General features: G+C 36.9%; 16 protein-coding genes and 1 tRNA gene. 10 read left to right on the top strand and 7 right to left on the bottom strand.

What is annotated here, in order from left to right; translation table 11 throughout:
• Positions 1-274: 274 nt before the first annotated feature.
• The gene (locus tag ACZ5A8_RS13210; RefSeq protein ID WP_464529588.1) at positions 275-1,360 is read right to left on the bottom strand and encodes a hypothetical protein; all 1,086 of its coding nucleotides are present in this window, start codon (positions 1,358-1,360) and stop codon (positions 275-277) included.
• A gap of 221 nt (positions 1,361-1,581) precedes the next feature.
• Between ACZ5A8_RS13210 and ACZ5A8_RS13205 the strand changes: the two genes are divergently transcribed.
• Both ACZ5A8_RS13205 and ACZ5A8_RS13200 read left to right on the top strand, forming a co-directional pair.
• Complete coding sequence (locus ACZ5A8_RS13205) at positions 1,582-2,700, top strand: hypothetical protein (RefSeq protein WP_464529586.1); 1,119 nt, start codon at positions 1,582-1,584, stop codon at positions 2,698-2,700.
• A 767-nt stretch (positions 2,701-3,467) separates the two neighbouring features.
• Complete coding sequence (locus ACZ5A8_RS13200) at positions 3,468-5,093, top strand: pentapeptide repeat-containing protein (protein WP_464529584.1); 1,626 nt, start codon at positions 3,468-3,470, stop codon at positions 5,091-5,093.
• Between the two features lie 145 nt (positions 5,094-5,238).
• On the opposite strand, the gene ACZ5A8_RS13195 is transcribed toward ACZ5A8_RS13200, so the two are convergent.
• Both ACZ5A8_RS13195 and ACZ5A8_RS13190 read right to left on the bottom strand, forming a co-directional pair.
• Positions 5,239-5,409 carry a hypothetical protein gene (locus ACZ5A8_RS13195; protein WP_464529583.1) on the bottom strand — a complete coding sequence of 57 codons (171 nt, stop codon included), beginning with the start codon at positions 5,407-5,409 and terminating at the stop codon, positions 5,239-5,241.
• Between the two features lie 141 nt (positions 5,410-5,550).
• Positions 5,551-5,640, bottom strand: a complete 90-nt coding sequence (locus tag ACZ5A8_RS13190) for a CRISPR-associated endonuclease Cas1 (RefSeq protein ID WP_464529581.1) — start codon at positions 5,638-5,640, stop codon at positions 5,551-5,553.
• Positions 5,641-5,968: 328 nt separating this feature from the next.
• Here ACZ5A8_RS13190 and ACZ5A8_RS13185 point away from each other — a divergent pair, with 328 nt between their 5' ends.
• On the top strand, positions 5,969-7,159 hold the full coding sequence (locus ACZ5A8_RS13185; RefSeq protein WP_464529579.1) for a beta-propeller fold lactonase family protein: 1,191 nt from the start codon (positions 5,969-5,971) through the stop codon (positions 7,157-7,159).
• A 674-nt stretch (positions 7,160-7,833) separates the two neighbouring features.
• Here the strand turns inward: ACZ5A8_RS13185 and ACZ5A8_RS13180 are convergent.
• A complete protein-coding gene (locus ACZ5A8_RS13180; protein ID WP_464529578.1) occupies positions 7,834-9,282 on the bottom strand; it encodes a saccharopine dehydrogenase NADP-binding domain-containing protein in 1,449 nt (482 codons plus the stop codon).
• A 1,503-nt stretch (positions 9,283-10,785) separates the two neighbouring features.
• Here ACZ5A8_RS13180 and ACZ5A8_RS13175 point away from each other — a divergent pair.
• From ACZ5A8_RS13175 to ACZ5A8_RS13155, 5 genes are all read left to right on the top strand, one after another.
• Positions 10,786-11,118: a DUF2551 domain-containing protein gene (locus ACZ5A8_RS13175; RefSeq protein WP_229388287.1), complete on the top strand. Its 333-nt coding sequence runs from the start codon at positions 10,786-10,788 to the stop codon at positions 11,116-11,118.
• Positions 11,119-11,155: 37 nt separating this feature from the next.
• Entirely contained in the window at positions 11,156-11,557 is a 402-nt protein-coding gene (locus ACZ5A8_RS13170; RefSeq protein WP_229388289.1) for a hypothetical protein, read from the top strand.
• A 208-nt stretch (positions 11,558-11,765) separates the two neighbouring features.
• Positions 11,766-11,838 (top strand) — tRNA-Gln (locus tag ACZ5A8_RS13165).
• A gap of 514 nt (positions 11,839-12,352) precedes the next feature.
• Positions 12,353-15,535, top strand: a complete 3,183-nt coding sequence (locus ACZ5A8_RS13160) for a tetratricopeptide repeat protein (protein WP_464534128.1) — start codon at positions 12,353-12,355, stop codon at positions 15,533-15,535.
• Positions 15,536-16,244: 709 nt separating this feature from the next.
• Positions 16,245-16,652 (top strand): DUF1699 family protein, encoded by a 408-nt coding sequence (locus ACZ5A8_RS13155; RefSeq protein ID WP_229388291.1) that lies wholly within the window; start codon positions 16,245-16,247, stop codon positions 16,650-16,652.
• Positions 16,653-16,998: 346 nt separating this feature from the next.
• On the opposite strand, the gene ACZ5A8_RS13150 is transcribed toward ACZ5A8_RS13155, so the two are convergent.
• From ACZ5A8_RS13150 to ACZ5A8_RS13140, 3 genes are all read right to left on the bottom strand, one after another.
• Positions 16,999-17,523, bottom strand: coding sequence for a hypothetical protein (locus ACZ5A8_RS13150; protein ID WP_464529576.1), 525 nt, complete (start codon positions 17,521-17,523; stop codon positions 16,999-17,001).
• A gap of 312 nt (positions 17,524-17,835) precedes the next feature.
• Positions 17,836-18,357, bottom strand: a complete 522-nt coding sequence (locus ACZ5A8_RS13145) for a protein-tyrosine phosphatase family protein (protein ID WP_464529575.1) — start codon at positions 18,355-18,357, stop codon at positions 17,836-17,838.
• 289 nt (positions 18,358-18,646) lie between these two features.
• A complete protein-coding gene (locus tag ACZ5A8_RS13140) occupies positions 18,647-21,484 on the bottom strand; it encodes a disaggregatase related repeat-containing protein (RefSeq protein ID WP_464529574.1) in 2,838 nt (945 codons plus the stop codon).
• A 1,822-nt stretch (positions 21,485-23,306) separates the two neighbouring features.
• On the opposite strand from ACZ5A8_RS13140, the gene ACZ5A8_RS13135 reads away from it, so the two are divergent.
• Positions 23,307-25,691 carry a glycosyltransferase family 4 protein gene (locus tag ACZ5A8_RS13135; protein WP_464529572.1) on the top strand — a complete coding sequence of 795 codons (2,385 nt, stop codon included), beginning with the start codon at positions 23,307-23,309 and terminating at the stop codon, positions 25,689-25,691.
• An 8-nt stretch (positions 25,692-25,699) separates the two neighbouring features.
• Entirely contained in the window at positions 25,700-26,710 is a 1,011-nt protein-coding gene (locus ACZ5A8_RS13130; RefSeq protein WP_464529571.1) for a glycoside hydrolase family 130 protein, read from the top strand.
• Positions 26,711-26,759 lie beyond the last annotated feature (49 nt).

Below are 26,759 nucleotides of genomic sequence, written 5' to 3'. Positions count from 1 at the left end.
TTTCTTACAAAATCGTAACACTTAGTTAATCTTAAACAAATTTGCTTAAAAGTAACACCCCGAATAAGAAAATCATAATAAAAAGAAACGTAATCAAAATAAGTTACACAGGGTTTTTCAAGGTAACAAGCTTTTTAATCAATCTAAGTTCTGTCTTTTCATTAGATTGTTTCGGTGAAGATATTTTCGAGCAATATCTTCAATACTGCTATTTTTCTGAATTTAGATTTATACAATTATAATGCTTTCTTAAATAATAATAGATTTTTATTTATTACTTTGAAAAATCCTCATTAAAAACATAATGTTCTTTTTTATTTTTAGGGCTGATTTCCATCGTTTCTATTTTATCCCATTGTACTATTTTTAATATATTATTTTCACTTAAAGTGACTAAATATTTATCTAAAATGCCTCTAAATTGACCTTTAATTTCTCCAGTTTCGGTTTTTATTTTAACATAAGGAAAATCATACTTATAAAAATTTGTTATTGATCTAATGACGCTCTCATTGAACCATTTAGCAAAAAAATATGATACAACTATGAATGCAAGGCTTACAGAAAATCCTAATATATATGCAATTACGTGAACTCCTGGATAAAGTAAGTGTGTATATATAAGATCAAATCGAGCTCTATTAAATGAAAGATTATTGTCGATTATTGAGAGATGATTTAGAGTCGCAGTAAAATAAAAAAACATAGCTATATACAATCCAAAAACAGTGCCAATAAAAACCCAAAATGATAGATAAACAAAAGACGATTTTACTTCGCCATATTCGCCAATTTCAGGAATAAAAAGTTTCTTTGATCTAAGATATTTACACCAAGAGATAAAAATTAATAAAACGATAAGTATTCCACTGTTAGAACATGAGTAAAAAAACGCAACAGCATTTAACATGACTACGTCTGAACTTAAATTTAACAAATTTCCAATATAGTTTATATCAAGAGTATAGTCAAAGGTTTTTGCAATTACCTGTATTAAAATTAGCTCAATCAAAAAGCCTGCTAAAATACCAACAATAAAGTACACATATGATGAGCAATGTACAGTAATAATTTTGTAAAGTTTTACCCTATCTAGATATTTTTCTACAGAAGGAAAATTAGCTTTTAAAAGTTTAATATACCTATTCTTTTCTCGTAGACTCAAATAAACTTTTAAAATTACTTGTATGAGACCTGTTATAATAAGAGGGATTATAGAAATAACAAGCTGTGATAGAATCTTTGATGGTTCTTCGGTGATTATTTCCAATTTTATCACCCAGCTAATTAAGAAAGCAGTGTAAATATTCTTTTTGATTTCATTGCGTTTTCGATATTTTCTTAATCCTGTTCGATTCACGAAATCAAAAGAGTTTCTTTCTTTTAGCTGCAAATCTAATATTCAAGCCTAAATAGAAAATATAATAGTATAAGGCAATTTGTCGAGTGTAAACAACGTATATATAAGTGCAGTGTTTTAAAAATATACTCGCAAAGAGATTATTATGAAATGAAACGAAAATATTAAGGCCGACCAGTAATCTCTTAATAACTTCAAAAAATCTAATGGACATGAGAATAATGGAAAAAGAAACGGATTATCAGGCAAAAGTTTCTACTGAAGATGTTCAATATCTAAATATAGACGCTCTTATTGGAGATACAGAGCTTATTAATGAAATTTATCAAAAATTCTTTAAATCCAGTGATATCTCTTATGACGAATTTCTAGCGTCAGTTTCTAAATTTAAAAATAATGGCGCCAATTTTATTCATTCCTTAAGATATGTTTCAAAGTGTGAACAAATGAATGAATATTCTGATCCTTTTGTTTCTCAAGAATTACCTATGTTATTACTTTTCATTTCTATTGAGATTTTAATGAGTGAAGAGGAGGATAAATCTAATAACTATCTGTTTGAGGAGTGGGTAGTATCTTCAAAAAAAGAGATATTAGGGAAATGTGAAAGGGACAATCTGTTAAAGGATACAAGCGTCGTCGATATCGAAAAATTCAATGAACTTATTAAAGAATTACATGGAAAATACATGGAAGAAGGTATAGCAGATCATGAGAAATTTAAAGATTGGCTAATATCTTCAAAAGAGGGGATTATCGGGGAAGAGAAAAAAGATGAGCTATTAGAAAATACAAGCATAACCGATATTAAACGGTTCAAAAAATTAATAAATGATTTATCTAGTTTACATAAGGAAAAGTATGGTACTACCAATAGAGTTAGAGGCTTCTTCAAAAAATATTTAAGCTCTGATCAAAAAAAAGACTTAATAACTTCAATTACTTTCAAGGACAAAATTAGTGGTAAATATGTATATAAATGCTTTGAACCCAAAAAATGTCATTTGCCAGAAGATGTCCCTTTTGAATTTAACGGCTACAAAGAATGCTTATGCTATGAAAAATGCAAACATTCCAAAAAGTGCAAATTAGAAAACGATATAGATGAAGTTATGGAAGTGTTTGCGGGTTTTCTTTATGGATATTACAGAAGTTCCTTTGCACATTTTGGAAAGACAAGCTTAGTTAGTAGTGAAGCAGTTCCGATCAATATGGATACTTACAAGAGAAAAGCAATTAACATACATTTAGAGTATAATGATTTGAAGGCATTTATTACTTCAGGGATCATAAATTATTACTTTCAAAACTGTGAATTTGAGTTCACTTCAAATGAGTGAATCTGTGCATTAAATTATAGAGTCTAAAATATTAAAGCTGAATGAATATAAAAAGAGTTTAGTGGGAAGAAATACTTACTTTTTTCCTTCCCTAAACATCCAACATCAGAACTTAAAATAACCTCTTAAGCCTTAACCTAATATTCCAAAACCAAGTTCTCATAAGCATTAACTCTTTCCAAATACAGGTAATATAAAGAGATGTGAAATGTAGACTATTATTTATTCTTTTACAATTAATCTTGACAACATTTTACCACTTTACCTGTAAAACTTACATTTCGGATTTCATAAGCCTTACTTAGCTTATTAGTGCCGCCTTATTTTAATTTGAGAGAATAATTATTCATTCTCAAAAAATCACTTTTAGGGACTCTGTAACCCTTTGAAAGTAATTTGTAGACTATTACATCTATTTTTCCTCTAAAAATCTCTCGTAAATCAATGCTAAGCTCCGCTTTTCGTTTCTCAAATCTATCTAAGTCTTTATCATATTTTTCTAGTAGTATCTAAGTCTTTATCATATTTTTCTAGTAGTCTCTCCGCAATTTCTTTCTGTTCATTAGCTCTTTCTATTTGTTTATTGGTCATACTTACCTTATTAAATTAAACTTCCATGAAATTTTAAACTTTTTTATATACATTTTTTTAAATATATAGTAACTGTATTATAGCCTTAAATTTTGATAAGAATATTTTCGGGAGATTTATAAAGTACTGCAACTATTTTCAATTAGATTGAATCTGCATTAACCGCGTTGAGATTAATGAAAAAAGAACACAAGATAACCATCCTCATTATTATTGGATTGTTGATATGGATACTTGGTCCGCATTTACTTTATGTAATTGACATGAGCACGAATAATTACAGAAGTATAGATAACACAGTCGAGTCACAGAGAGCTAATTTGGTAAATCAATACCGCGTGACTGTTACTCAAGCATTTATCGGTATTGCTGTTCTATATGGAGTTTATCAGAGCTGGCAAAGAATTACTATTGCTGAGGACAATCTGAAAGTTTCTCAAGAAGGTCAGATCACTGAACGTTTTACTCGAGCTATTGATCAGTTAGGAAATAAAAAAATGGAGATTAGGTTGGGCGGGATATACTCCCTTGAAAGGATTTCAACCGAATCCGATAAAGATTACTGGCCAATTGTGGAAATATTAAATGCTTACATTAGAGAGAATTCAAGTGTTGAAGTCAGCAGAAATAAAAAAATTACGCAACTACCCATGGAAATTCAATCTAAAGAATACACAGCAAGCGAATCTCCAGACGTAAGAAAGATATCATCAGATATTCAAGCAATTCTTACAGTTATTGGAAGACGTAAGTATTCCTTTCGTAAGGGGGAAGACAAACGTTTAGAATTGCAGGGAACTTATTTACAAAACGCTGACCTTATAGGGGCTCATTTTGAAGGGGCTAACTTTGAAGGAGCTCACCTTGAAGGAGCTAATTTTGAAGGAGCTCATCTTAAAGGGGCAATATTTAAAAAGGCTCGTCTTGAAGGAGCAAAATTCAGAAGGGCTCATCTAGAAGGAGCTGACCTCATAGAGGCTCGTCTTAACAAATCTAATCTAGTCGAGTCTTTTCTAGAAGGGGCAAAACTTATGGGGGCCCATCTTGAAGGATCTAACCTTATGAAAGCCCATCTTGAAGAAGCTAATCTTGGAATGGCTCATTTTGAAGAGGCTGTCCTTGGGAAAGCTCATCTTGAAGGGACAAATCTTAGTGGGACTCATTTTGAAGGAGCTTATCTAAGGGAGGCTCATTTTGAAGGAAGTAAACTTTTCAATGTTCATCTTGAAGGAGCACGTCTTGAAGGAGCTTATTTTGAAAGGACTCAGCTTATTGACACTCACCTTGAAGGGGCTTATCTTAGGAAGGCTCATCTAGAAAGAACTATCCATATAAATACTCATCTTAAAGGAACTTACCTTGATGAAGCCTGTCTAGAAGGAGCTTACCTTAGAAATGCTATAAACCTTACAGTAGAACAACTTTCCAAAGTGAAAACGCTTTATAAAACAGAATTAGATGAAGAACTCCATAGATCACTAGACAAGAAAGATCCAGAGAAATACCAAACTCTTATTAAAAATACAGAACAGAAACCTAAAGAGAAAAAAATCGAAATCCTAAACGTAACATATGTCTATAGACAGGATCCGGTGACTGATGAGTTTAGAGATCTAACCGCTGACGAATTTCAACAGCTTATAGATAACGGTATAGATCCAAAACATACATCTATGGAGGAAATTTACTTTTTATGTGGTTGGTGGCCTGAAATAAAGATTCATTCTTGTGTGAAAGGAAAAGAAAGTTTTGTGACAAATGAATATTTAAATTGGACATCTGCCTACGAGACAAATAAATAAGCAAAAATGAAGTGGAGCAGAAGTAAACAGTTTATATAATGCTCGGCAGACATTCTGAAACTTTTACCACATTTATTGTAACTTTTCTATTTTTACTGCAAAATTTACATTTTACGTGTAAAAAACATACACATTTTGCACATTCTTAATACAGGAAATTAATATATTCTCTTCTTCCCTCTACGTATTCCGCTAATTCAAACCCTTTTCTTTCTATTACATTTCTTCTTGGGATAAGCTTCCCTTCGTACTCTATTCTTTCACTCATTCGGGTCTCGTAAGCTTTACTTAGCTTATCAGTTCCACCTTCTCTCAACCTGAGAGAATAATTATTCACTCTCAATAAATCGCTTTTAGGTACTCTGTACCTTTGAAAGTAACCTTAAACTATTACGTCTATTTCTCCTCTAAAAATCTCCTGTAAGTCATATGCCAGGCTTCGTTTTTCGTTTTCATCTCATGCAAAACCTCTGCAGGAATCTAACCCTACTATATTAATCACTCTTAAACATTCAGCTTCCAATAAGGTATAACCATAATTCAGCATGGTACCATATCTCCTAAACCATAGGCATTCTATACTGCTCTATCCTTGAACAGAACTCATACCTTTCAGGAATTAGTTTGGAAAACGTATTCTGTATTTCCATGCTAAACCACCTTCAAGGTATAATTCAGATTAGCTGTCATTTAGTAGCCTAATTTCTAATAATTTTTTCTTTTGTTTTTATATAATAGGCAATTATATTATTGATTTAACATAGTAGATATTATTATAAATTTTAAAATGTTCAAAAATTCTGATAAAAAAATAAATCTGTTTGATTTTATATCAACATTTTAAATTTAAAATATAGCGTTTAATAGGGACACAAATGAAAAAGCGGGGCAAAGCATATTCAATCGTTTTAGCTTCAACAGCTTTTCTCTTACTTTTAATTATTTTTTCATCTACGGAGTCAACACCCACTGTACAAAGTAATTTATCTGCTGCGTATGCATATGTGCCAAATGAAAAAAGTAACGATGTCTCTGTAATTAATATAACAACTGACACCTTTATAACAAATATATCTGTAGGAGCTAATCCTGCTGGAGTTGCAGTCAGTCCTGATGGAAAAAAAGTATATGTAACGAATGAGGAAAGTAACAATATCTCTATAATTGATACATCAAACTATAGTAATATTACAAGCGTGTCTGTACAAATGTATCCTTTAGGGGTTGCAATTACACCTGACGGAAAAAAGGTATATGTAGCAAACTACTACAGCAAAAGTGTCTCCGTAATTGATGCCTCAAATTACAGTGTTAACAATGTATCTGTAGGGGCCCATCCGATTGAAGTTGCAATCACACCTGATGGGTCAAAGGTATATGTGGCAAACTCCGGCGAGGCAACTGTTTCTGTAATTAACACAGCAACAAACGCTCCTATAAAGAAGATAGACGTAGTAACTGATCCTTACGGAGTTGCAGTCACACCTGATGGAACACAGGTATATGTGACAGGTCTAAGTACCAGTACTGTTTATGTAATTGACACGATAACAGATACTATTATAGGCTCACCAATGGTAGTAGGAAAGTATCCTCGCGGAGTCGCCTTTACGCCTGATGGGACGAAAGCATTTGTAGCAAACCACGAGAATCCTGGCGGCAGCGTCTCTGTGATAAATGCCATAACAAATACTGTTACAGATACCGTTGAGAATGTAGGAAACTATCCTTGTGGAGTTGCAGTCACACCTGATGGAAAAAAGGTATATGTGACGAACTCAGGCAGTAACAATATCTGTGTAATTGATACCAAAACAAACGAAGTAATAAATAATAATATAGATGTAAAAGGATATGGTCCTGCTGGCTTAGGTCAGTTCATAGGTCCTCTTCCAGAGCCCCCACAGAATAGTTCCACCTGGAGATTACTCTATAAATATATTAGCCTTACATGGTATTTTATCAATAATCTTATTATCCCATATATTCGTGAGATTATCAGTGGATTAATTGTATCCGTTCTAATAGCCGTAATAATGAAGAGATATTCCAAAACATCCAAATGATATTCTCTTTGACTCTCCTGTACGTAAGCTTTCTAATTCGATTTTCGGCTTTATAGAAAATCTGCCTGAATAAGCTTTTAGAGGTTGAAAAATTGTTCATTAAAACGGATCAAGCAGTTAAGTTCAAATTAATAAAGACTTTTTATCACAGATGATTTCTACAGAGCCAGGAAAACATATAAGTCAAGCTCTTTCTCTCTACTATAAGCTAGTTTTTGAGTAAGTAAAAATCAGTTCGGGAATTAAGTTTATTATAATAACCAGTAACCTTAGAAGTTCTCTTCAAGTTCTTTTCTTAAACCTTAACCTGACCCTTCAAAACAAATTCTCCCAGGCTTTAACCCTTTCTAAAACATGACTGTTAAGGTAAAAGGCTAAAATGCTTATCACTTTTGGCGTTTTGCTTCATATAAATACAAGGTTCCGATAGAGAGCGTCTTAAAATTAAATTTGTTTCTATAATCTGGATAGGGCTTACACGCTTGAACTGAAAGACAGTAGCATTAAACCGTAAATCTCTAAAGTGCAAATTCAAACCATGATGTTTAATGTGTTTGATTTTATGTCTCAATTGAGTGAGTCCTATGTAGTAGATTTACAGTCTGAATTTAAAGTTAACGTTGCCCATTATCCAGATATAGAAATGGTTTGAATTTTAAGACAGCCTCTCAGGATTAATCTACGAAAAGAAAATTTTCGAATTGCCACGGATCGGAATTATGTTCCACGGCTGGATTTTCTTTGAAAAATATTTTGCGATTTTTAAGTGGTGTCCAGTCCGATGGTGTGGAAATAAATTTTCCAAGATACGGTCTGGCAATATCCATGATAAAATCATGAGGCAGGTCCTCAGGCGTTTTAATACCTTCTCGCGGATTTTCAAGCATCCAGAGTACAGCAGCAACAATGCCTGCAGCTACCTGAAGGGTGGTAGCATTTTGACCGGGAGCGAGGGACCTGGCTTCTTCAATGCTCAATGAGCTCCCGGTCCACCAGGAATTATAAGAATGGCCCATCAAGAGTGCTCCCATTATATCCTCGCCAGATGTGATTTCATCTGTCATAATCCTGAGTCTGGGTTGAAGCTCGTAATTCCGGCCTCGCAATTCGCAAAGAGAGGAAAGTGTATCATTACAGGGCATATAAGCATAATGTACGGTAGGCCGATAGATCGCCTTGCCATCTTCCCAGATAGTTAACAGTTGTGAAAGGCCATATGCTTCGCCATGACGGATTGCCATACCTACAATTTCTTCATCTGGTATCCACGATCTGACCCATTTATTAATGCCCATCTGGGGCAAGAAAATCATATTTTTCGGTCCGCATTGAGGTATATGCGCCAGGGGAGGCAATTTTTTCTCATGCGTTCCCCAACCTATTTCAACCGGAGCTATTCCTTCTTCCCTCAATCCTTCAATGCTCCATGTCCCTACAAATTCATTAACCTCCTTTGGTCGATTAGAAATTTGAGTATCTCGCTCGCTACAATGGATCACTTTAATTCCCAGTTTCTTAGCCAGGCGGGCAAAATCCCTGTTTTTCGCAAAGAGGCAAATTTCCTGTTCATCCTCGGGAGAGATCTTCTTATCAGCACAGGTGCGCGTGGCAATATCCAGCAAGGCTTGCTTTACGAAGTGAGATATCAAGCCAGGATTTGCGCCATGGTCAATAACAGCAGTTGGCGCATCTTTCCAATCACGGGAAAGTTCAACCAATTCCATTTGCCGTAAATAAAGCGATTTTTCTAATAGACTTTGAGTCAGAAATCCCTTCGTAGGATCCCATACTTCAACTGAAGTATTAAGGTACAATACTTTGTGATCATGGCACCACTTAATGATATCATTAGCAGCGATATTCCACGCCAGATCAATGAGCAAGCCCTCATTTTCCAGATTTTGTGACAAAACTTGATCTAAATTTTCCGGGGTAATTTTTTCACAGACATATCTTAACCCTTGATCAGTATATTTTTTCAGAGCTTTTGATTTGTCTTCAAAATCAATTAAGGTAATGTTTTCTAGCGGAACATCGAGTTTGTCCATTAAAAGGGGTAGGGTGCATTGTGAAACTGAGCCATAACCGATAATGAGGATTTTATTGGAAATTTTTTTTTTCATAGGTTTTCTTCCATTGTCGACAGTAGTTTTAATACCATATCCATTTAAGATAAGCACATTCCCCAGACATAATAATAGGAAGTATATAATAAAAAGATATCAGGAAAAATAAAAGGAAAAAGAGATTTATTTTTTAAGAATTCTCATTTTTCTAAGATCATTTTGCAAATCTTTAAAAAATTAAATACTGTTTTATCATTTATTCTGGCAATTCTTCAAGTAAACATTAATTTCCTTACTTCCAGTTCAGGCATTTCATTTGTGCTTATCCTGTTTTTATCCCTTCTTTTTGTTCGTTTACATATTCAATAATTTTCTTTGTGTTTTTCAGATTACCCTTAAGGGCTTATCCTTCTCTGATTTTTGCTTTTATGTTCTGCAAAGTCTTTTCAGGAATTCCTTTTTTTCCTTCTTTTTCCTTCTTTTTCCTTCTTTTTCCTTCTTTTTCCGGCATTTTCAATACTTTTTCTTTCTTTACAACAGTGAAGAAATATTGGTTCTAATACCTTCACCAAAATAACCGAAGAAGATGTTTTCTAATCTTGAGACTTTAAGTAACTTATTTTGATTACGTCCCTTCGGATCCTTGTTATTGTTTCTAGTGTTACTCTTCAGAAAATTTGTGTTAAAATTAGTCTAATGTTACGAATTGAACTAAAAATATAAAATACTGTGGAAATCTAACAGTTCAGGTATACAAAACAAAGAGTACCTATACCCGATTAATATTAATTCCTTTTTTGATGAAGAAGTTGCGAGTTCAGGACCGTTCAGGTTTTTCTTACTTTTACTTACCATTTCCCTATTTTACTTATTCTATTTCCTTGTTTTACTTATTCCATTTCCTTGACTACTAACACATTGTCACATATTTTTCAACGATAGACTTTTAAACCTGTTTTGTGTATGTAATCAATTTACTTTAATGAATCAAATGATTTGATTCATTAAGAGTGAATCAATTTTTAAAACAATAGCATCCGAAGGTTTCTCTGGATTTTACAGGGTCCTGAAATAATACGTAAAATATTATAAACTAACAGAAAATTCAGAGTCTCGTTATACCAATCAAATAAACTCAACGTGTTTTTGAGTATTGAACACAAACTTAATATATCTGTTAGTAAGAAAATAATAATGTTGTCAAGTAAATATATTATCTAAGTGTTCAATTTCTCGCAGGAAATTTTAAGGTTTTTTCAGCCCCCCAAGGAGTACAAAGGATTATCAGAAAAAAATAGTTAAAGACAAAAATATAAAAATCATTACCTGTTCAGGACAACTCCGGGATAATGACAGAAGTATAGAGAATGGAAATGGATAATAAAAAGCGATATATCGGAGAAAGCATATATCAATACACGAAGCTGAATTTGAAGCAAAGTAAAATTGCCTGAAGAGCAGGAGCTTTAATATCCATTCCCATCAGGACGAATAAATTTACAAACCTATATATAGAGCTATAACTGACATAGTTTACTACATCAGTAGAGGTGGTAATTTATGGTATCCATCCGAGCTAAGATTAAATCCAGACTAGAGAAATTTCTTGAAGTTGATTCCAATGGATATCGAAGGGCAATACTGTGTATCTTCATCAAGGTAAAAAAAGCAACTATTGATGAGCTGCATGAAATGCTTTCAAGTAGATATAATGTATCAAGGAACACAGTAGCATCCATGGTAGGGTATATTCATTCGAAACTTGGAATTCTGAGGGCACATAAGGAGTCCTACAAAACCCCGATGGTTTATCTTTTAAGAGAAGAGTATATAGACCTGCTTATGAAGATAGTTTCTTCGCCCACAAAAACATCTACTGACTCCTCAGTCTGAAAAGTTTAAAACTTCAAGCCCAATTGCCTGATAGACAATGTCACTTGTGAAAAACGCACCCAGAACAGCAACTACTATCGTTGTACGATCGGATGCCAATACCCGTATAAGTCACTCAAGAGACCCATACTATAATCTTATGCGGCGTATTTTCCAGGAAGATGCCACTGCCGTTAGAGGCCAAAAATTTCTGTCAATGGTTGAAGAGCGGCAGGCAGCAGGTAATGCTATCCGAACCGATGAATGGAAGACCATTCTGGAAGAGCTCCAGATAGGCCGTGCCTCTTTTTATTCTATGCGCAATAAACTTCTCGGAGCCGGGCTTATCTCTATTAAAAACAGAGAATACAGACTTTCCGGTCAGTTTACGAAAGACCTTATAGACATGGCCCGCTGGTGGTGGACAGCTGTCCTCAATCAGCCTGAAGAAAGCCTGTGACTGGATACCAAAAATAGAAACTCTTGGCCAGAATAACTTTTTTTTCTCAAATTAGACTATTTAAAATTATAATATTTTATAGATTGAGCTTCTTCCTGAACCTTTAAAGAATTCAAAGCGCTCAGCCGAAAGTTATATATATATAATCTTCCTTTAGAAGATACGCTTCAGGGCGCAAGAATCACGCCCCACAGCGAAAAATCATCGAAGCCCGGTAGTGTAGCGGTCAATCATGCGGGACTCTGGATCCTGCAACCTCGGTTCGAATCCGTGCCGGGCTACTCTATGTTTTGAAAGTTATAGTCTTTTGACTGAAAGGCGAAAGTTTTATTCTTGTTTTTGATCTTTAATATTATTTTTGTTTTTGATCTTCAATATTATTTTTGTTTTTGATCTTTAATATTTAACCTTTTCTGTAATTTGATAATTTGAGACCTGCTCCTATAGACCTGCATACTGCAGGAGCAAAAACGACACCATTCCACGATATCACCCCTCGTATTATCAAAAAATGCGGCTGTACAATGACCTGTTCAGTAAGTTTCAGATTTTTTATGAGGGCAGATTGCTGAGATTTACAGGTCTACAGCTTGATCTGAAAGACCTTTTAAGGTGATAACGGCCAGGTTCCGAACCTTCGAATTTCAACTGGATAGATTTCTGAACCTTTTTACAACCATTTTTTTTAGGTCTGTTTTTTAAAAACATGTTTGACCACAAATTAACAAAGTATATAACATATAAGTCAAATAAAATAATTAGAGAGAAAGAGTGGTTTAAAGGGGTTTTACAGTGATGGGCTTATTTTCCAGAAAGGCATCAATCGGGAATAGAGTCAATCTGACTTTGATCAATGGAAGTATGTTTGAGGGAGAAATAGAAGGTATGGGTGAGGATTTCACCATAATTAAGACAAAAAGAGGGACTGCCGGCGTATATTATAAAATGATAGGGGCATGGGAAATCTTATCAGACTCCATTTCAGACCAGGGCTTGGAAGGACCTTTAAGTGATATGGACCCGAGCTCTAAACCTGTAGAACTGAGCGTAGAACCTGCACTGGAATCTGCTTATCCCGGATCTGCAGAGAAAATAGGGCAGCCTCAAAATCCTGAAACTGGAAAAGAAACGTCAGAAAACGAAGACGAAGATCATAATCTGATTGAGAGTCAGATCGAAGAAGTTCTCGGAGATTTTAAAGTAAATGTAGCCTCTGCAAAGCTGACACTTAATGGGCCGGATTTATCATTTCCCTTAAACAGCCTTGATTCAACCCATCTGCAAGAAGATAAAAAGAAGTGGGACAAAATAAACAGCCAGTACCAGAACTGCATAAAAAATAAAAATTACTCCCCCCTATCTTCCCTGATTTCGGAATTATCGAAATTTGCTGAAAAATACCCGGATATTGGTGTTTTCCATTATAATGCAGGCTGCTGTCTGGCACATCTTGAGGCTTTTGAACAGGCTCTGGGCTATTTTGAAGAAGCATTCTATAGAGAACCCCTGCCTGAATATATCCATAATGCGGCATATGCTGCCCTTAAAATAAATAACTGTGAAAAAGCCCATATCAACCTGTCAGTATATTTTAACCTGATACTGCCGATAGAAGATCCTGATACCTGGTACATATTCTGCGTCCTGACTGAAGACGGGAGAAGGTACTCAATATTCAAGGACGTACTTCTTTCACTACTTAGCAAAAATGCCAGAGTGGAGGAAACTGCCGGGAAAGGGAATGAAAAGTATACTGATGATGCTCTCCCTCTTTTGTTAAAATCCTCTATTTATATTCTGCAAAGGGACAAAAAATACAGAGCAGCTGAATCCCTTATAACAGCCCTGCAAGAAAAAAACAGTGAGCACGAAAGTACTCGCCTGGAAAACGTGATATCTCTGTTTGATTCTGCTTTTAAAGACTATTCCGGACAAATATGTGCAGAATATGAAAAGCTTATAGGCTATGGAAAACTCATGGGCGTGTTGAAGGAATATAAAGGCTCCAGGATAGAAAAATCTGTCAATTCTTCTATTGAGTCCTTATCTATCGGCTCTTTTATTAACTCCCCCTCCACTAACTCTTCTTCGTCTATTAACTCTCCTTTCACTAACTCTTCTTCATCTAATAACTCCCCTTCCACTAACTCCTCATCTATTAACTCCTCTTCTCCCTTTATAAGCTCCTCTAACTCTTCTCTTATCCCTGAAAAGTTAAAACCTTCCCAGGATGAGATGGATCTCCGTTCCGAAGATGATCACGACGATGAAACCAGGCAGTTAGAGAAGGATTTCTGCAGTAAAATTTCCCGCAGGCAGGGCCAGATTTTCAAGTATATTGTACCACAGGGTTACGGGTTTATAACAGGTCAGGATGGAAAAACATATTTTTTTCATGTCAGTTCAATAATCGACAGTTCAATATCTAACGTTGATTTAAAGAATGTATACTGGGGAGCTCAAATTCAGGTTGTGTTTCAGCCTACAAGAGGACCGCAGGGGGATATAGCTGTCCAGATCTCTGCATATCATGCAGTGAATGAGATGCAAAAGCTGGCTCTGCGATATGCGGATTCGGGAGATTTCGGGAAAGCAATAGAACAGATAGAGTATGTTCTCTCAATTGATTCGGAACATCCTGACTCAAGATCCCTTCTTGAAACCTGGAAAAACAAACAAAATAAAATTCTTGAAGAGGAAAAGTCCCTTAATGAGTTGATTGAAACAGAACCTGGCAACGCAGATGGCTGGCGTTTAAAAGCGGAATTTCTTATCAAACATAAAAGATATGAAGAAGCATTTTATTCGCTTGATGAAGTAATCCGCCTTACTCCGGACTTTATAAACACTCTTTCGTCAAAAAGACAGTTATCTTCTTTTAGCGAGCTATGTAATTTCAACCCGGAATATGTAAAAGCCCTGTGTAAAAAGAGTTTTGTGCTCTATCAACTAGGAAGGTATAAAGAGACATTAGAGTTTGCAAATAAAGTACTTGAAATTGAGCCGGACAGTGTGGATGCTCTCCCTCTTAAAATTTCAAGTCTCCTGGAACTCCAGAGACCTCAGGAAGCCCTTGAGCTTGCGGACACCGCACTCAATATGAACCCGGAGAATAGTGAATTCCTTTTTTTGAAAGGAAAGACCCTTCTAAAGTTCCATAAATATGAAGAAGGGCTCGAGTACCTTGAAAAAGCATATCAGCTTACACCGGAAAACCCTGAGATAATGCTGAGAAAAGGATATGCCCTCTCCAAGCTAAACAGGTTTGAAGAGGCTTTAAAAGCCTATGATAAGATAATAAACCTTCAGCCGGATAATGCAAAAGCGCTGTCGAACAAAGGTTTCATCCTTATAATGACCGGAAAATACGACGATGCACTCAGCATGTATAACGGGCTGATCCAGCTAAATCCTTTCAACCCGGTCCTCTGGTCAAAGAAAGGAGCAATCCTCACCAGAATGCACAGGTCAGATGAAGCCTTAAAATCTGTTGGCCGAGCTCTGGAAATTGTCCCTGAAAATTCGGATTCTCTTTTTACAAGAGGATACATTTACTCTAAAAACGGGATGTATGAGGAAGCATTGAGACATTTTAACAGCGTCCTGGAACTCAACCCATATGACCAGAAAGCTCTTGCAAAAAGGGCTTTTATGCTTTCAAGGTTAGGTAGACACGATGAAGCATTTATGGCTATTGAAGACGCGCTTAAAATTAACTTGCATAACTCAAGAACCTGGTATTATAAGGGTGTCCTCTATTACAACACAGGAGAATACGATAAAGCACTTTCAGCTTTAAACAGGTCTGCAGAATTGAACCCCGAAGATACCCGGATTGAAAGAATGAAGCAGTTTACTCTTGTTGAACTTGGCATGCCTGAAAGAAAAACCGGAACTGGAGCCAGTACGTTGAAGATTGAAGAAGAACTTTTTGATAGGGAACTGCAGGAAGAATATGAACTGAAATTTGAAGATTAAACCCGCATAAGTCGAAAATGGGTATAGAGTTCCATTTAATGTTTACTGCAGAGGGTTTTTGAATATGGATCTCCCTAAAAATTTCCAGTGGTCTAGACCCACCTCTCAAATATTTTCTATTTAAGTCTCTCATTTTATTCTTAAATCTCTCATTTTATTCTTAAATCCAGCATTTATTAATCTATTATTTAGTTTTAAATCCATTATTTAGTTTTAAATCCATTATTTAGCTTCAGATTCATTATTTATTTATTTATTTATTTATTAAATATGTCATATTTATTGGTACGAAGCATAAACCCTGTCTACATGGATGGTTTCCATGTCTTTTGTAAAATTATCAAAATCTTAAGCTGAAAATATAGGAACTCTACGAGTTAAAGGTCAGGATAAATTGAAATGTTTGTAAAAAAAATTATAGTAAGAAAGATAGCAAAAACCAAAAAAAAGATGAAGGAATCGTCTGTATAGAGTGATTTTATTCGGTTTTGAGCTTTTAAAAGCTGTTTTAAGGAACCTGATAAAAGTAGAATACCCAGTATACTATCTAAATAATGTTAGTCGAATGAGATAACTATTTATAATAAGTATAAGTAGTTAATACTGTAGTAAAAACATAAAACTACCTGAAGATAAAACTGCCTAAACATAAAATATCTGAGCATAAAACAACTTAAAACATAAAAAAACTTTACAGTGGGGGAAAAACATGAGAATAAGAGTAGTTAGTTCCAGAGAAGAAATCTTTACACTTAATCCGAATGAGCGTATCGTCCACCTGGCCTTCAGGCCTTCGAACAAGGACATCTTTGGACTGGTCGAAACCTGCCCCAAGATTGAGGTAATCCAGTTACCCAAATCATACAGGCGCACGGTCTCAAAGTCCATAGAGATGTTCCTCCAGATGCAGAGAGTCCAGCTTCTTGAAGGAGATGTCTGGGGGCACAGGAAGGACATCAACGAATATTACAGCATTTCATCCTCGGTAATTGAAAGGATTAAAGAGATGAAAATCGAGGGCAAATCCTCCGAGGAAATCGAAAAAAGAGTTTCAAGGGAGAGCAAGTTGAACCCCGAAATGATCTCTTATATCCTGAATAAGGAAATCCCTGCCTGAATCCGTACATAATAAGGTGTGACCCTTAAGACTTTGCTGGAGATTAGACTGTACAGAGCATCGATTCCACATTTATTATCTAATCTCCAGTTTAAATCTTCTTTTGAAAAGAATAAGAAAATTGGATTCCGGGATTTGAAGCATCCACTAAATCAAAGGACTTTTGTACGTAACTGCTGCAACGGATGATATACAGTATAGAAATGTTAAGTGCCGTTTACGTTATGGGACTCTGCATTAACCGCAGCTTTAAGAACTTCCGATGTTAATATCCTTTAATCTCCCGATACTTCGTAAATAAAAGTGACTGGTTCCGGGATCTTTGATATACCTGCTGGTGTGTTTTTTAGTTATTAATAGCCCTTTCCCCTAATTCTCTCTGTCCGATGCTGTCTTCTCCCCATTTCTGTTTCATTTCCTCACTCCACTGGAGTTTATCCTCCCCAATCATAGATATTGGAATTGTAAATACTTTTGCTCTTGTATTTCTGGGAGTGCTGCATTTTAACCATTTATACTGGTTTTTTTCAGCGTCATACACAATGCAGTAATCAAGTTTAAATGCGCTTGGAATCTCTGAGGATTTATAGTAAACCTGTTTTAATCCTCCTTTTGGTTCCTTTCTTTGCCTGCTCTTTCCGCTTGTTATCTTGAGTTCTTCTTTTCTTATATCTTCCAAATACCTCAAGCTTCTTTCGACTTCACTTTTAAACATAATTATATGCCACTTTAGTGACAGCGAATATGGTTTTCTTAGAAGTTCATTTAATTCGGCTATCAGATCAGAGTCGTTTGTTGTGCTTTCAATTTCTTCCATTATTTCTTTCATTCTGGCCAGATTTGCCCTCTGTCTTTCTTGACTTGTTACCATAGCTATCACCACATTTTAACTTAAATTAAACTGTTAGTATGTTAACATCATGTTATTAAATTTTTCCATTAGTTGGGCTTTTGTTAGTTAGCCAAAAAGCGAATCTGACTACGAAAAGAAAAAATAAAAGAAAAATAAAAGTGCCTGAGAAATTAATGATATTGTTGTAAAATCTCTGCCAGGAAAGTGAATATGAAATAAATATGAAAATGGGTATGAAAGTGGGTATGAAAATGATATGAAAGTGAATAAGAAAGTGGATGTCAACGAATTAAAGAATTCTTCATCTGAACGTTAATTTTTCAGAATATATCAGTACTTACGTACCATCTCTTCTTGCCATTTCACCTCAGGCCATCCTTTTACACCCCGAAGTCTATTTATTCTGTCCAGATAAATTACTATCTCCTCAGCACGAAAACCAAGTTCCCTGAGTACGCAACCCAGCACAGTACCAGTCCTGCCTATTCCACCCATACAATGGACAACAATTCCCTTACCGGCATCTATTTCTCGTTTTATTACTTCGGTTGCTTCTCTTACAAGTTCCCCCTGCATTTGAGGGTTAATTGGGGGAAGACCGTGATGCAGATCTTCTAACTCTTCAGAAAACAGTATTTCGAGAGGATAGGGATTATATGAAACCTTTGAATCACAAAGACAGACAACTCCTGAGAAACCAGCGCCCCCAATGTTTTCCCAGGGCGTGCGCATCCCCGGATAAGACATGCCAGCAAGAAGCGCTGGCTCCTTAAGCACGACATACAAATTTAGCGGGATTCTGATGCCATCTATTACAGGCATTTCAAGAGGGCTCAATAGGGCAGGAACCATGCAGAGGGTATGAAGCCAAGATATATAAATTCTTTATTCAGTTTTAAATTAATTTTGACATTAAAACCAGAAAAAGTCAGGCTCTGAGAAAATGGTAAAGCCTGTTATCCGAAAGAGTTATCCAAAAAAGTTATCCAAAAGAGTTATCCAAAAGAGTTATCCAAAAGAGTTATCCAAAAGAGTTATCCAAAAGAGTTATCCAAAAAATATACAGGGTGGAGGTTAAGCAATTGCCGTTTTTATTCCCGACCCTGTAAAGCACCTTCCTGAAACTAAAATTGCTGATAAATTATAATCCAGATTTCAGATTCAACTTCGGGCGCTGGTTTTCACTTCCTGCTTCAGTGCTGTAGAAAGCAATATAGTTATTGTTTTCCGTGCGGGCTTTTATAAGGAAACCTGTATTTTCGTATTTACCGCTAAGGTACTCATTTACCAGGTCAGTTACATCCAGCTTATAGTACCTGTTATCAGGAAGAGTACTGCCTGTCAGGGTTATTGAAGCATAGGGAGTACTGCCCTGAGAAACGCCATTTTTATCGTACCAGTCCCCTCCGGGATTTTTCCATGCAACGCCTTTATCTTTTTTGTTCCAGCTAACATAATTTGAGTTCCAGGCAGAAGCAGGCCTGTAAACCTCAATTACAGTGTCCTGAGGCCTTGAACTTCCTGCAGGATAATACCAGTAGAGAGAAAGATTTGCACTACTAATTTCAGCAGAACCGGTGTACTCGCTCAGGTCAAACCACATGACATCTCTGTACTTGCCAGTGCTCATTCCACCAACATCAATAAAGGAGCTGTCCTGATAGATTACCTCAGAGGAAGCTTCACGCAGGCGGTTATCCTTCGCACCGGTAACGGTTATATCCATAACAGGATTTACAGATGGCTTCTCAATTATAGTAAGCTCGGGTTTCTGGTTCTCATTTCTGGCTTCGGAACTGTAAAAAGCTATGTAATTGTTATTTTCAGTCTTTGCCTTAATAATGAATCCCGTATTTTCGTATTTGCCGCTAAGGTATTCATTTACCAGGTCAGTTATATCCAGCTTATAGTACCTGTTATCAGGAAGAGTACTGCCTTTCAGGGTTATTGAAGCATAGGGAGTGCTGCCCTGAGAAACGCCATTTTTATCGTACCAGTCCCCTCCGGGATTTTTCCATGCAACGCCTTTATCTTTTTTGTTCCAGCTAACATAGTTTGAGTTCCAGGTAGAAGCAGGCCTGTAAACTTCGATCACAGTATCTTCTGATCTTGAGCTTCCTGCAGGGTAATACCAGTAAAGAGAAAGGATTGCATTGCTGATTTCTGCAGAGTCTGTATATTCGCTCAGGTCAAACCACATGGCGTCCCTGTACCTGCCAGTACTCATTCCCCCAATGTCAATAAAGGAAGTGTTCTCAAAAACAGTTTCAGGGGAAGTTTCACGCAGACGGTTATCGTAGACTTTCCCTGTTACGGGTGAGGGACTTTTCTGTTTGATGACACTTATACTTGCTGTAGCCGAGTCCTTAAGCTTTCCATCGCTTACTTCAAAAGTTACGCTGTACTTTCCTTCCTGTTCTGCAGTCGGCGTCCAGCTGAAAAGGCCTGAATTACTGTCAAAAATTGCTCCTTTGGGAAGATTTGAGGCGGAATAAGTGAGGCTGTCTCCATTTGCATCCGATGCGCTTACTGTAATGGTCAGGCTTTTTTCAGTTTCAACAGTGACTTCCTGGATGGGATTCAGCACAGGAGCCTGGTTGTTAATTGATGTCGATGTTCCGGATTTAGAAGCATACTTTGTGTTCCCAAAAGCCCCTATGTTAATCCTGTTTCCGTTGTCCTGAGGTTCTGCTGAATAGTCTGAAGAGCTGTACCCTGCGTCGATGCAGGGAGAACTTGTGCTGTCAGTTACCCAGCTGACTCCATTCCATCGTCCTGCTTTTGATTTCAGGTGATAGTCATGGTTAGTTCTATCAGCATACTGCGGATCTACTTTTATATCGGAGGACGATGCCTGAACATTTTTGTATTCTCCTCCTGTATTCCCGTAGAAGCAATTGTTCTGCAGGACAAAAGAGTGGGTGTCTGTAAGTTCATTGTTAATACCATACCCGCTTCCTCCGGCTGAAGAAGATCTGGAGTTTGTAATTATGTTATTTCTTGCTGTAAGAACAAAGCCCGAGCCTGACGGTGCTGGAGAATATACGGTCTTCTGGACAATGCCAGCTCCATAGGCGCCATCGATCACATTGTTCTCAATGAGTCCACCGAATCCGTTGGATACGATTCCTCCTATTATACTGTTGCTGGATTTGGTTCCGGTATCATATATCTGGTTATGATGGATATGGACGTTTGCCGAAGAAGCGGAATAAGACCCTGATCCGAAAATCCAGATTCCGGCAAGAGCAGTTTTGTATATTACGTTGTTGTAGACCTCAATATCGTCCATTAAGGGAGTGTTATACTTCTGGATTTCAATCCCTGAGCCTCCGGAACCCTCCGACGTTATAACATTATCGTGGAAAGAGGCTTCGTTTGTATTATATAACCTGAGGGCACTGTTTGTCCTGCAGGTTATTGTGTTGTTGTAGGCTTCCACGCCTGAACAGCCACTGGCATAAAGCCCATCATGCCCGAGCAGGTAAATTTTGTTGTTATAAAGCTTTATGCTGGTGCATTTATCAACTTTCAGGCCGTCTCCGTGATTATTGGTCAGATACATATCATATACATTTAAATTCTGACAGTTGCTCAGGTGGATAAGGTTATAATACCCTTTTCCACTAACCACATTTGTATTACCTTCCCGGTTTCCGTCAATTGTAAAACCGTGGATGATGATGTCGTGGCTGCCAGAACTTCTTTCTTTGATCATCGGTTTCCAGGCTTCCCAGTTAGCATTGCTTACAAGCTTTATTTTTGCACTTGAGTCGCCCTCAAAGATAGTGTTGCTGCCTATCAGAAGGGTCTCATCAATGCTATATGTAAAAGGTCCCTTGAGATGAACAGTCGTATATGCGGAGTTTTCTGCTACGAATTTGAGAGCCTCGTTTATCTGTATATGATCGTCTTTTCCATCACAGTTGAAGTCCCCACTGCCGTCTCCGGTAACATAAACAACCGGTGCTGAACTCATGCATAAAGCTGCAGGAACGCCTGACAGGACAAGACAGTTTACTATGAAAAATATTACTAACTTTCGATTCAACAGAGCTATCACCTTTAATTATTGTTAAATAATTTCTGTTAAATAAAATTTAAATATACTTTGAAAAAATATACAATCTTTTCAAAATTGCCATATTAAAATATCTTGAGTAATCTGGTCTCGATTACTCACTCAAATGAATTTCGTTTTTGGGAGGCTATAATGTCGGATCTGGCAGATAATATCCAGTTATAAACGTTTAATTCACAAAAGAAATCCTTAAAATGAATCCGTAAGAAGCTATTATCTTTGTATTGGATAGGATAAATAGCTCAGAACTGTTTCTTTTGCAAGACTTAGTCTATTGTTTTAACTGGCTCATCAAGTTGTAAACTGAATAAATAAATTTTATTAAATCACTTAAATTATTAAGTAAGTTGTATGGTACTTTGTTCATTATATTATAAAAATATTTGTGCAACCAGATAAATACATTTTATGAGTTCAGAAAAGGAGATCGTGTAGAAGCAGGAATGCAAAAAAATCATTATCGTTAGCATCTAAAAGTTCAGAACCGCAAAAAATAAGTGTTTATTTCGTAATGCAAATATCTGGAAAAATTTTAATAAAATAGGGTTTTTGTAGATTATACCTCAACGATTTTGAAATCATTCGTATAACTTTCAGAATGGTTGTTTCAAAATCATTGAATTCTTTACCTTCAGATCAAGCATCTTCAGTTACTTTATACCTTCACTTATCTTCCGCAGTGTCAGCGCCTTCTTTTATCTTCAGCATCGCCAGGTATCTTCAGTACCTTCAATGGTTTCAGTCTTTTACCCACTCATCTAGAAAATAGTAAAAAATCCGGGCCTGAGTATAAATTACTTGCTGATAGCTATTTCAATGCATGTCTCAGGAAAATAAAAGGCACACCTTCGGAGCTCAATGCGCTTGATCTTACAAGTAGGTCCTTTCTGGAATCTATTTCAGGTCACTTCTGCAGGCCAGGATAAGCTTCCTATTAAAGATCTTAAGGCTACTATAGGTTTTGCTTTATTTTCTCTTAAAGGTATGACAGCCAGATAGATTCAGGTAAAAGTCGAGATGAATAAAAGTGATTCATATTAAAGATCTTAAGCCAAAAACATGGAAAAAATAGTTTTGTTGTTTATAGTAAACAAAAAAAGATATAAATATAAATAAGCATTGCTATGGTGCTATATTTTTCTCCGAATTATCTATTCAAAAAATCTCTAAAATGTTTTTTTTTCAATAAAAATATTTAATAGAAGATATATTGTTTTTTTCTGCTAACTGGTGTAATTATATTTGTAAATAATATTAAATATCATAGGATACAATTATTGTATCGAATCAATATTTTGTTACTCAGTTAGCTAAATTTTAGTAAAGTGAGTGATCGGGTGGGGATTATAAATATATCGCTCTTTTCAAAAATTAGTAAGTTGAGCGGTTGACGGTCGGTATTCTTAAGAAAATGGATATGTATTTTCGACTTTAAACTATATATTTTTTAAACAGTCGCGTGTTTTGCGGTAAATATAAATAGGTTAAATATGATACGGTAATAAACTTTGTGGATATATAGTCTTTGCATCAATACGGAGGTTGATATGTATTGAGCTGAGAACACAAGATGAATGAAGAATTATGAAGCATAATTAAAAAATCGGGGAGTACTGCTTAATTAAGTATTGTTAGGTGGGGAGTAGACTTAATTAAGTGCTTTAAAAGCTCTATTAGCGAGAAGTACGGCTCTGATTACCTTAAGTTTGGGGGGAAATAGTTGAATAAGCAACTGAAAGTTTTGTTTATAGGAACTTATGTTCCGAAAGAATGTGGGATTGCTACATTTACTTTTGATCTTTTGAATTCAGTATCCGGGGTGCATGATGATATACATTGTGAGGTCATCGCCCTTAATGACCCTTCTGAAACATACGATTATCCGGAAGAGGTCGTTTTTCAAATAGAAAGGGACAAAATAGAAGATTACTACAGGGCTGCAGACTTTATAAACCAGTCAGATGCAGACATAGTATGTCTTCAACACGAATTCGGTCTTTTTTGGGGAAACGCAGGCGATTATATTTTCACTCTCCTTTCCGGAATAAACAAACCTGTGATTACTACAATGCATACTGTGATTCGGGAGCCGGAGCCGGAATACCGTACATCTACAGAAAAACTCATAAAGTACTCTGAAAAGCTGGTTGTAATGAGCCAGACTGCAGTCGACATGCTAAAAGATGTTTATAACGCTCCTGAAGACAAAATAGAGATTATCTTTCATGGAGTGCCGGACTATCCGTTTAACAACTGTGAAAAATATAAAAAAATACTGGGTCTTAAAGGATCTCCACTTGTTCTTACTTTTGGTCTGCTGAGCCAGAACAAAGGTATCGAAAGCATGCTCGAGGCTCTCCCTGATGTTGTAAGCCAGTATCCCGACCTTGTCTACCTTGTACTGGGTGCTACCCACCCTGTGGTCAAAAAACACAATGGAGAAGCATACAGGCAGTATCTTATGACCAGAGTTTCCGAACTCGGGCTTGAGAATAACGTAATATTTCACGACAAGTTTGTCGAAAAAGAAGAGCTCTGCAATTATATCCTTGCCAGCGATATTTACGCGTCTCCCTATCTTTCCAGAGAACAGATAGTAAGCGGCGCCCTGACCTATGCTATTGGCATGGGAAAAGCAATAGTATCCACTCCTTACTGGTACGCACAGGAAATGCTTTCCGATAATCGCGGGATGCTGGTAGATTTCGGAGATAAGGAAGGTTTTAAAAATTCCCTTTTATACCTGATTGAAAATCCGGACGAGTGTAATAATATGCGTAAAAATGCATACGATTTTGGTAGAAAAATGACCTGGAAAAACGTAGGTAAAGAATATAATGCCGTTTTTAGCAAGGCTTTGAAGAAATACAGTACCTATCCAAGAATACAGAACAGATTTAATTTCCTTCCAAACCAGCTTCCCGAAGTTAGACTTGACTACCTTAAACTGCTGACCGATGATGTAGGGATTATACAGCACACTAATCTGGGTGTGCCTGCCCGGCATCACGGATACAGTACCGATGATGTAGGCAGGGGACTTGTTGTATTAACGCAGCTTATCGATAGCCATGAAAAAGCCGAAGAATTCTGGAAGTTAATTACAACCTATATGAGCTTCCTTGAACATGCCCAGACAGATTCAGGGCACTTTCATAACTTTATGAGTTATAGAAGGGAATTTCTGGACGAGGAAGGAAGCGAAGATACTCTCGGGCGTGCGATTTACGGGCTTGGGCATGTGGTCAGCTGTCCTCACCTCTCAAAAAATATACGTACGCTTGCACATACGCTTATCAGCAAGTCAAAAACACAGATGGAAAAACTGAGTTATCCGAGGGCAAAAGCCTACACCATGTGCGGGCTGTATGAGATGCTCAAGGCAGGCGTAGATGCGGACTCTTTTGAATCTGTATTTAACTCCCGGAGGGACGCTGTCAGACCCATAGACTCTCTCGTAGACAGGGACACCTTTGAATCCATATTTATCAGCCATGCAGATTCTCTGGTTGACCTTTACAAAGCTAACAGTAAAGAAGGTTGGGACTGGTTTGAACCTACGGTCACCTACAGCAATGCAAAACTGAGTGAATCTCTTATACTGGCATATAAGTACACTAAAAACCGGACTTACAGAAGAGTTGGTCTTGCCACTCTGGACTTCCTTACTGAGGCCCAATGGAAAGGCGACTTTTTTGATATCATTGGAAACCAGGGCTGGTATTCCTGTGATGGGGAAAAACCGATTTTTGACCAGCAGCCCATAGAGGCAGGTTACCTGACTCAGGCTTACATTTCGGCTTATGAAACTGTCCGCGAGAAAAAATATCTGGACCTTGCAAGATACTCTTTTGAGTATTTCCTGGGCAGAAACCGCCTGCTAGTTCCGATGTATGATATCTCAACAGGTGCGGTCTGCGATGGGCTCAACTGTGATGGAATGAACTGCAACCAGGGTGCAGAGTCCGTAATCTGCTACCTTATGGCTTTAAGTTCCTTAAATAAATATGCAGATAGAGCTTATGGTGCCTTATTCCAGCAGGTAGTAAGTGAAGAAGTCCTGCCAAAGAGAAAAAGCCTACTATCAACAAATCAGGCAGAGTGAGTGGTGATATGGTAATCTGGAAAGACCATGGAGAACTGTTTGTAAGGCATAAGAAGAACCCTATACTTACCGTTGAAGACTGGCCGTATCAGGCCAATTCAGTTTTTAATCCTGCAGCTGCGATAGTTGATGGTAAAACTCTGTTACTGGTGCGGGTTGAAGACCACAGGGGCTTTTCTCACTTTACGGTGGCCAGGAGTAAAAACGGAATCGATGGATGGGAAATTGACACTGAACCGACCTTTACTCCCGATCCTGTAAACTATCCTGAAGAGATATATGGAATTGAAGACCCTCGTCTGACTTATGTTGATGAGATGGGAAAATGGGCTGTAGCATATACTGCTTTTTCAGATTCTGGTCCCTTAACAGCTCTTGCCTTTACAGAGGATTTCCGCAATTTTGAGCGGGTAGGACCTACTATGCCACCTGAAAACAAAGATTCGGCCCTGTTTCCTGTAAAGTTTAACGGCAGGTGGGCAATGTTACACAGGCCGGTCTCTTTAATGGGAAATGCAAAGGCAAATATCTGGATATCTTTTTCCCCGGATATGAGATATTGGGGTGATCATCAGGTTCTTCTGTATGCCCGGGAAGGAGGGTGGTGGGATGCCAATAAGATAGGTTTGTCCCCTCAACCAATCCGTACATCTGACGGATGGCTAATAATGTATCATGGAGTGCGCCCAACAACATCAAAAACAAGTTACCGGCTTGGGCTGGCTCTTCTTGACCTTGAAGATCCCAAAAAAGTCCTCCACAGGTCAGAAGGATGGGTTTTCGGACCCCGTGAACTGTATGAGCGCAGTGGAGACGTTAATGATGTTGTTTTCCCCTGTGGCTGGGTCTTGACTAATGACGAAATTCGTATTTATTATGGAAGTGCAGATACTTCTGTATCCCTGGCAACCGCAAAAGTTTGCGATGTCCTGAAATATATCCATGGGTGCCCTGAGGAACAATGTCCTGAAGAGTTCTGCAGAACATTTGAAGGGCACAGACATCTTGATTCCGAATAAGAATTGGGAAAGTAGTTTAAAACAGAGGAAAAGTGAGCTTATAAGTATA

Source organism: Methanosarcina subterranea, assembly GCF_055385895.1.
This window is presented reverse-complemented; position numbering and strand designations above follow the sequence as displayed.

Excerpts from the sequence above, each read along its gene's own strand:
- ACZ5A8_RS13205 (WP_464529586.1), top strand. The coding sequence starts at position 1,582 with ATGGAAAAAGAAACGGATTATCAGGCAAAAGTTTCTACTGAAGATGTT.
- ACZ5A8_RS13200 (WP_464529584.1), top strand. The coding sequence starts at position 3,468 with ATGAAAAAAGAACACAAGATAACCATCCTCATTATTATTGGATTGTTG.
- ACZ5A8_RS13190 (WP_464529581.1), bottom strand. The coding sequence starts at position 5,640 with ATGCTGAATTATGGTTATACCTTATTGGAAGCTGAATGTTTAAGAGTG.
- ACZ5A8_RS13185 (WP_464529579.1), top strand. The coding sequence starts at position 5,969 with ATGAAAAAGCGGGGCAAAGCATATTCAATCGTTTTAGCTTCAACAGCT.
- ACZ5A8_RS13180 (WP_464529578.1), bottom strand. The coding sequence starts at position 9,282 with ATGAAAAAAAAAATTTCCAATAAAATCCTCATTATCGGTTATGGCTCA.
- ACZ5A8_RS13175 (WP_229388287.1), top strand. The coding sequence starts at position 10,786 with ATGGTATCCATCCGAGCTAAGATTAAATCCAGACTAGAGAAATTTCTT.
- ACZ5A8_RS13170 (WP_229388289.1), top strand. The coding sequence starts at position 11,156 with ATGTCACTTGTGAAAAACGCACCCAGAACAGCAACTACTATCGTTGTA.
- ACZ5A8_RS13160 (WP_464534128.1), top strand. The coding sequence starts at position 12,353 with ATGGGCTTATTTTCCAGAAAGGCATCAATCGGGAATAGAGTCAATCTG.
- ACZ5A8_RS13155 (WP_229388291.1), top strand. The coding sequence starts at position 16,245 with ATGAGAATAAGAGTAGTTAGTTCCAGAGAAGAAATCTTTACACTTAAT.
- ACZ5A8_RS13150 (WP_464529576.1), bottom strand. The coding sequence starts at position 17,523 with ATGGTAACAAGTCAAGAAAGACAGAGGGCAAATCTGGCCAGAATGAAA.
- ACZ5A8_RS13145 (WP_464529575.1), bottom strand. The coding sequence starts at position 18,357 with ATGGTTCCTGCCCTATTGAGCCCTCTTGAAATGCCTGTAATAGATGGC.
- ACZ5A8_RS13140 (WP_464529574.1), bottom strand. The coding sequence starts at position 21,484 with ATGAGTTCAGCACCGGTTGTTTATGTTACCGGAGACGGCAGTGGGGAC.
- ACZ5A8_RS13130 (WP_464529571.1), top strand. The coding sequence starts at position 25,700 with ATGGTAATCTGGAAAGACCATGGAGAACTGTTTGTAAGGCATAAGAAG.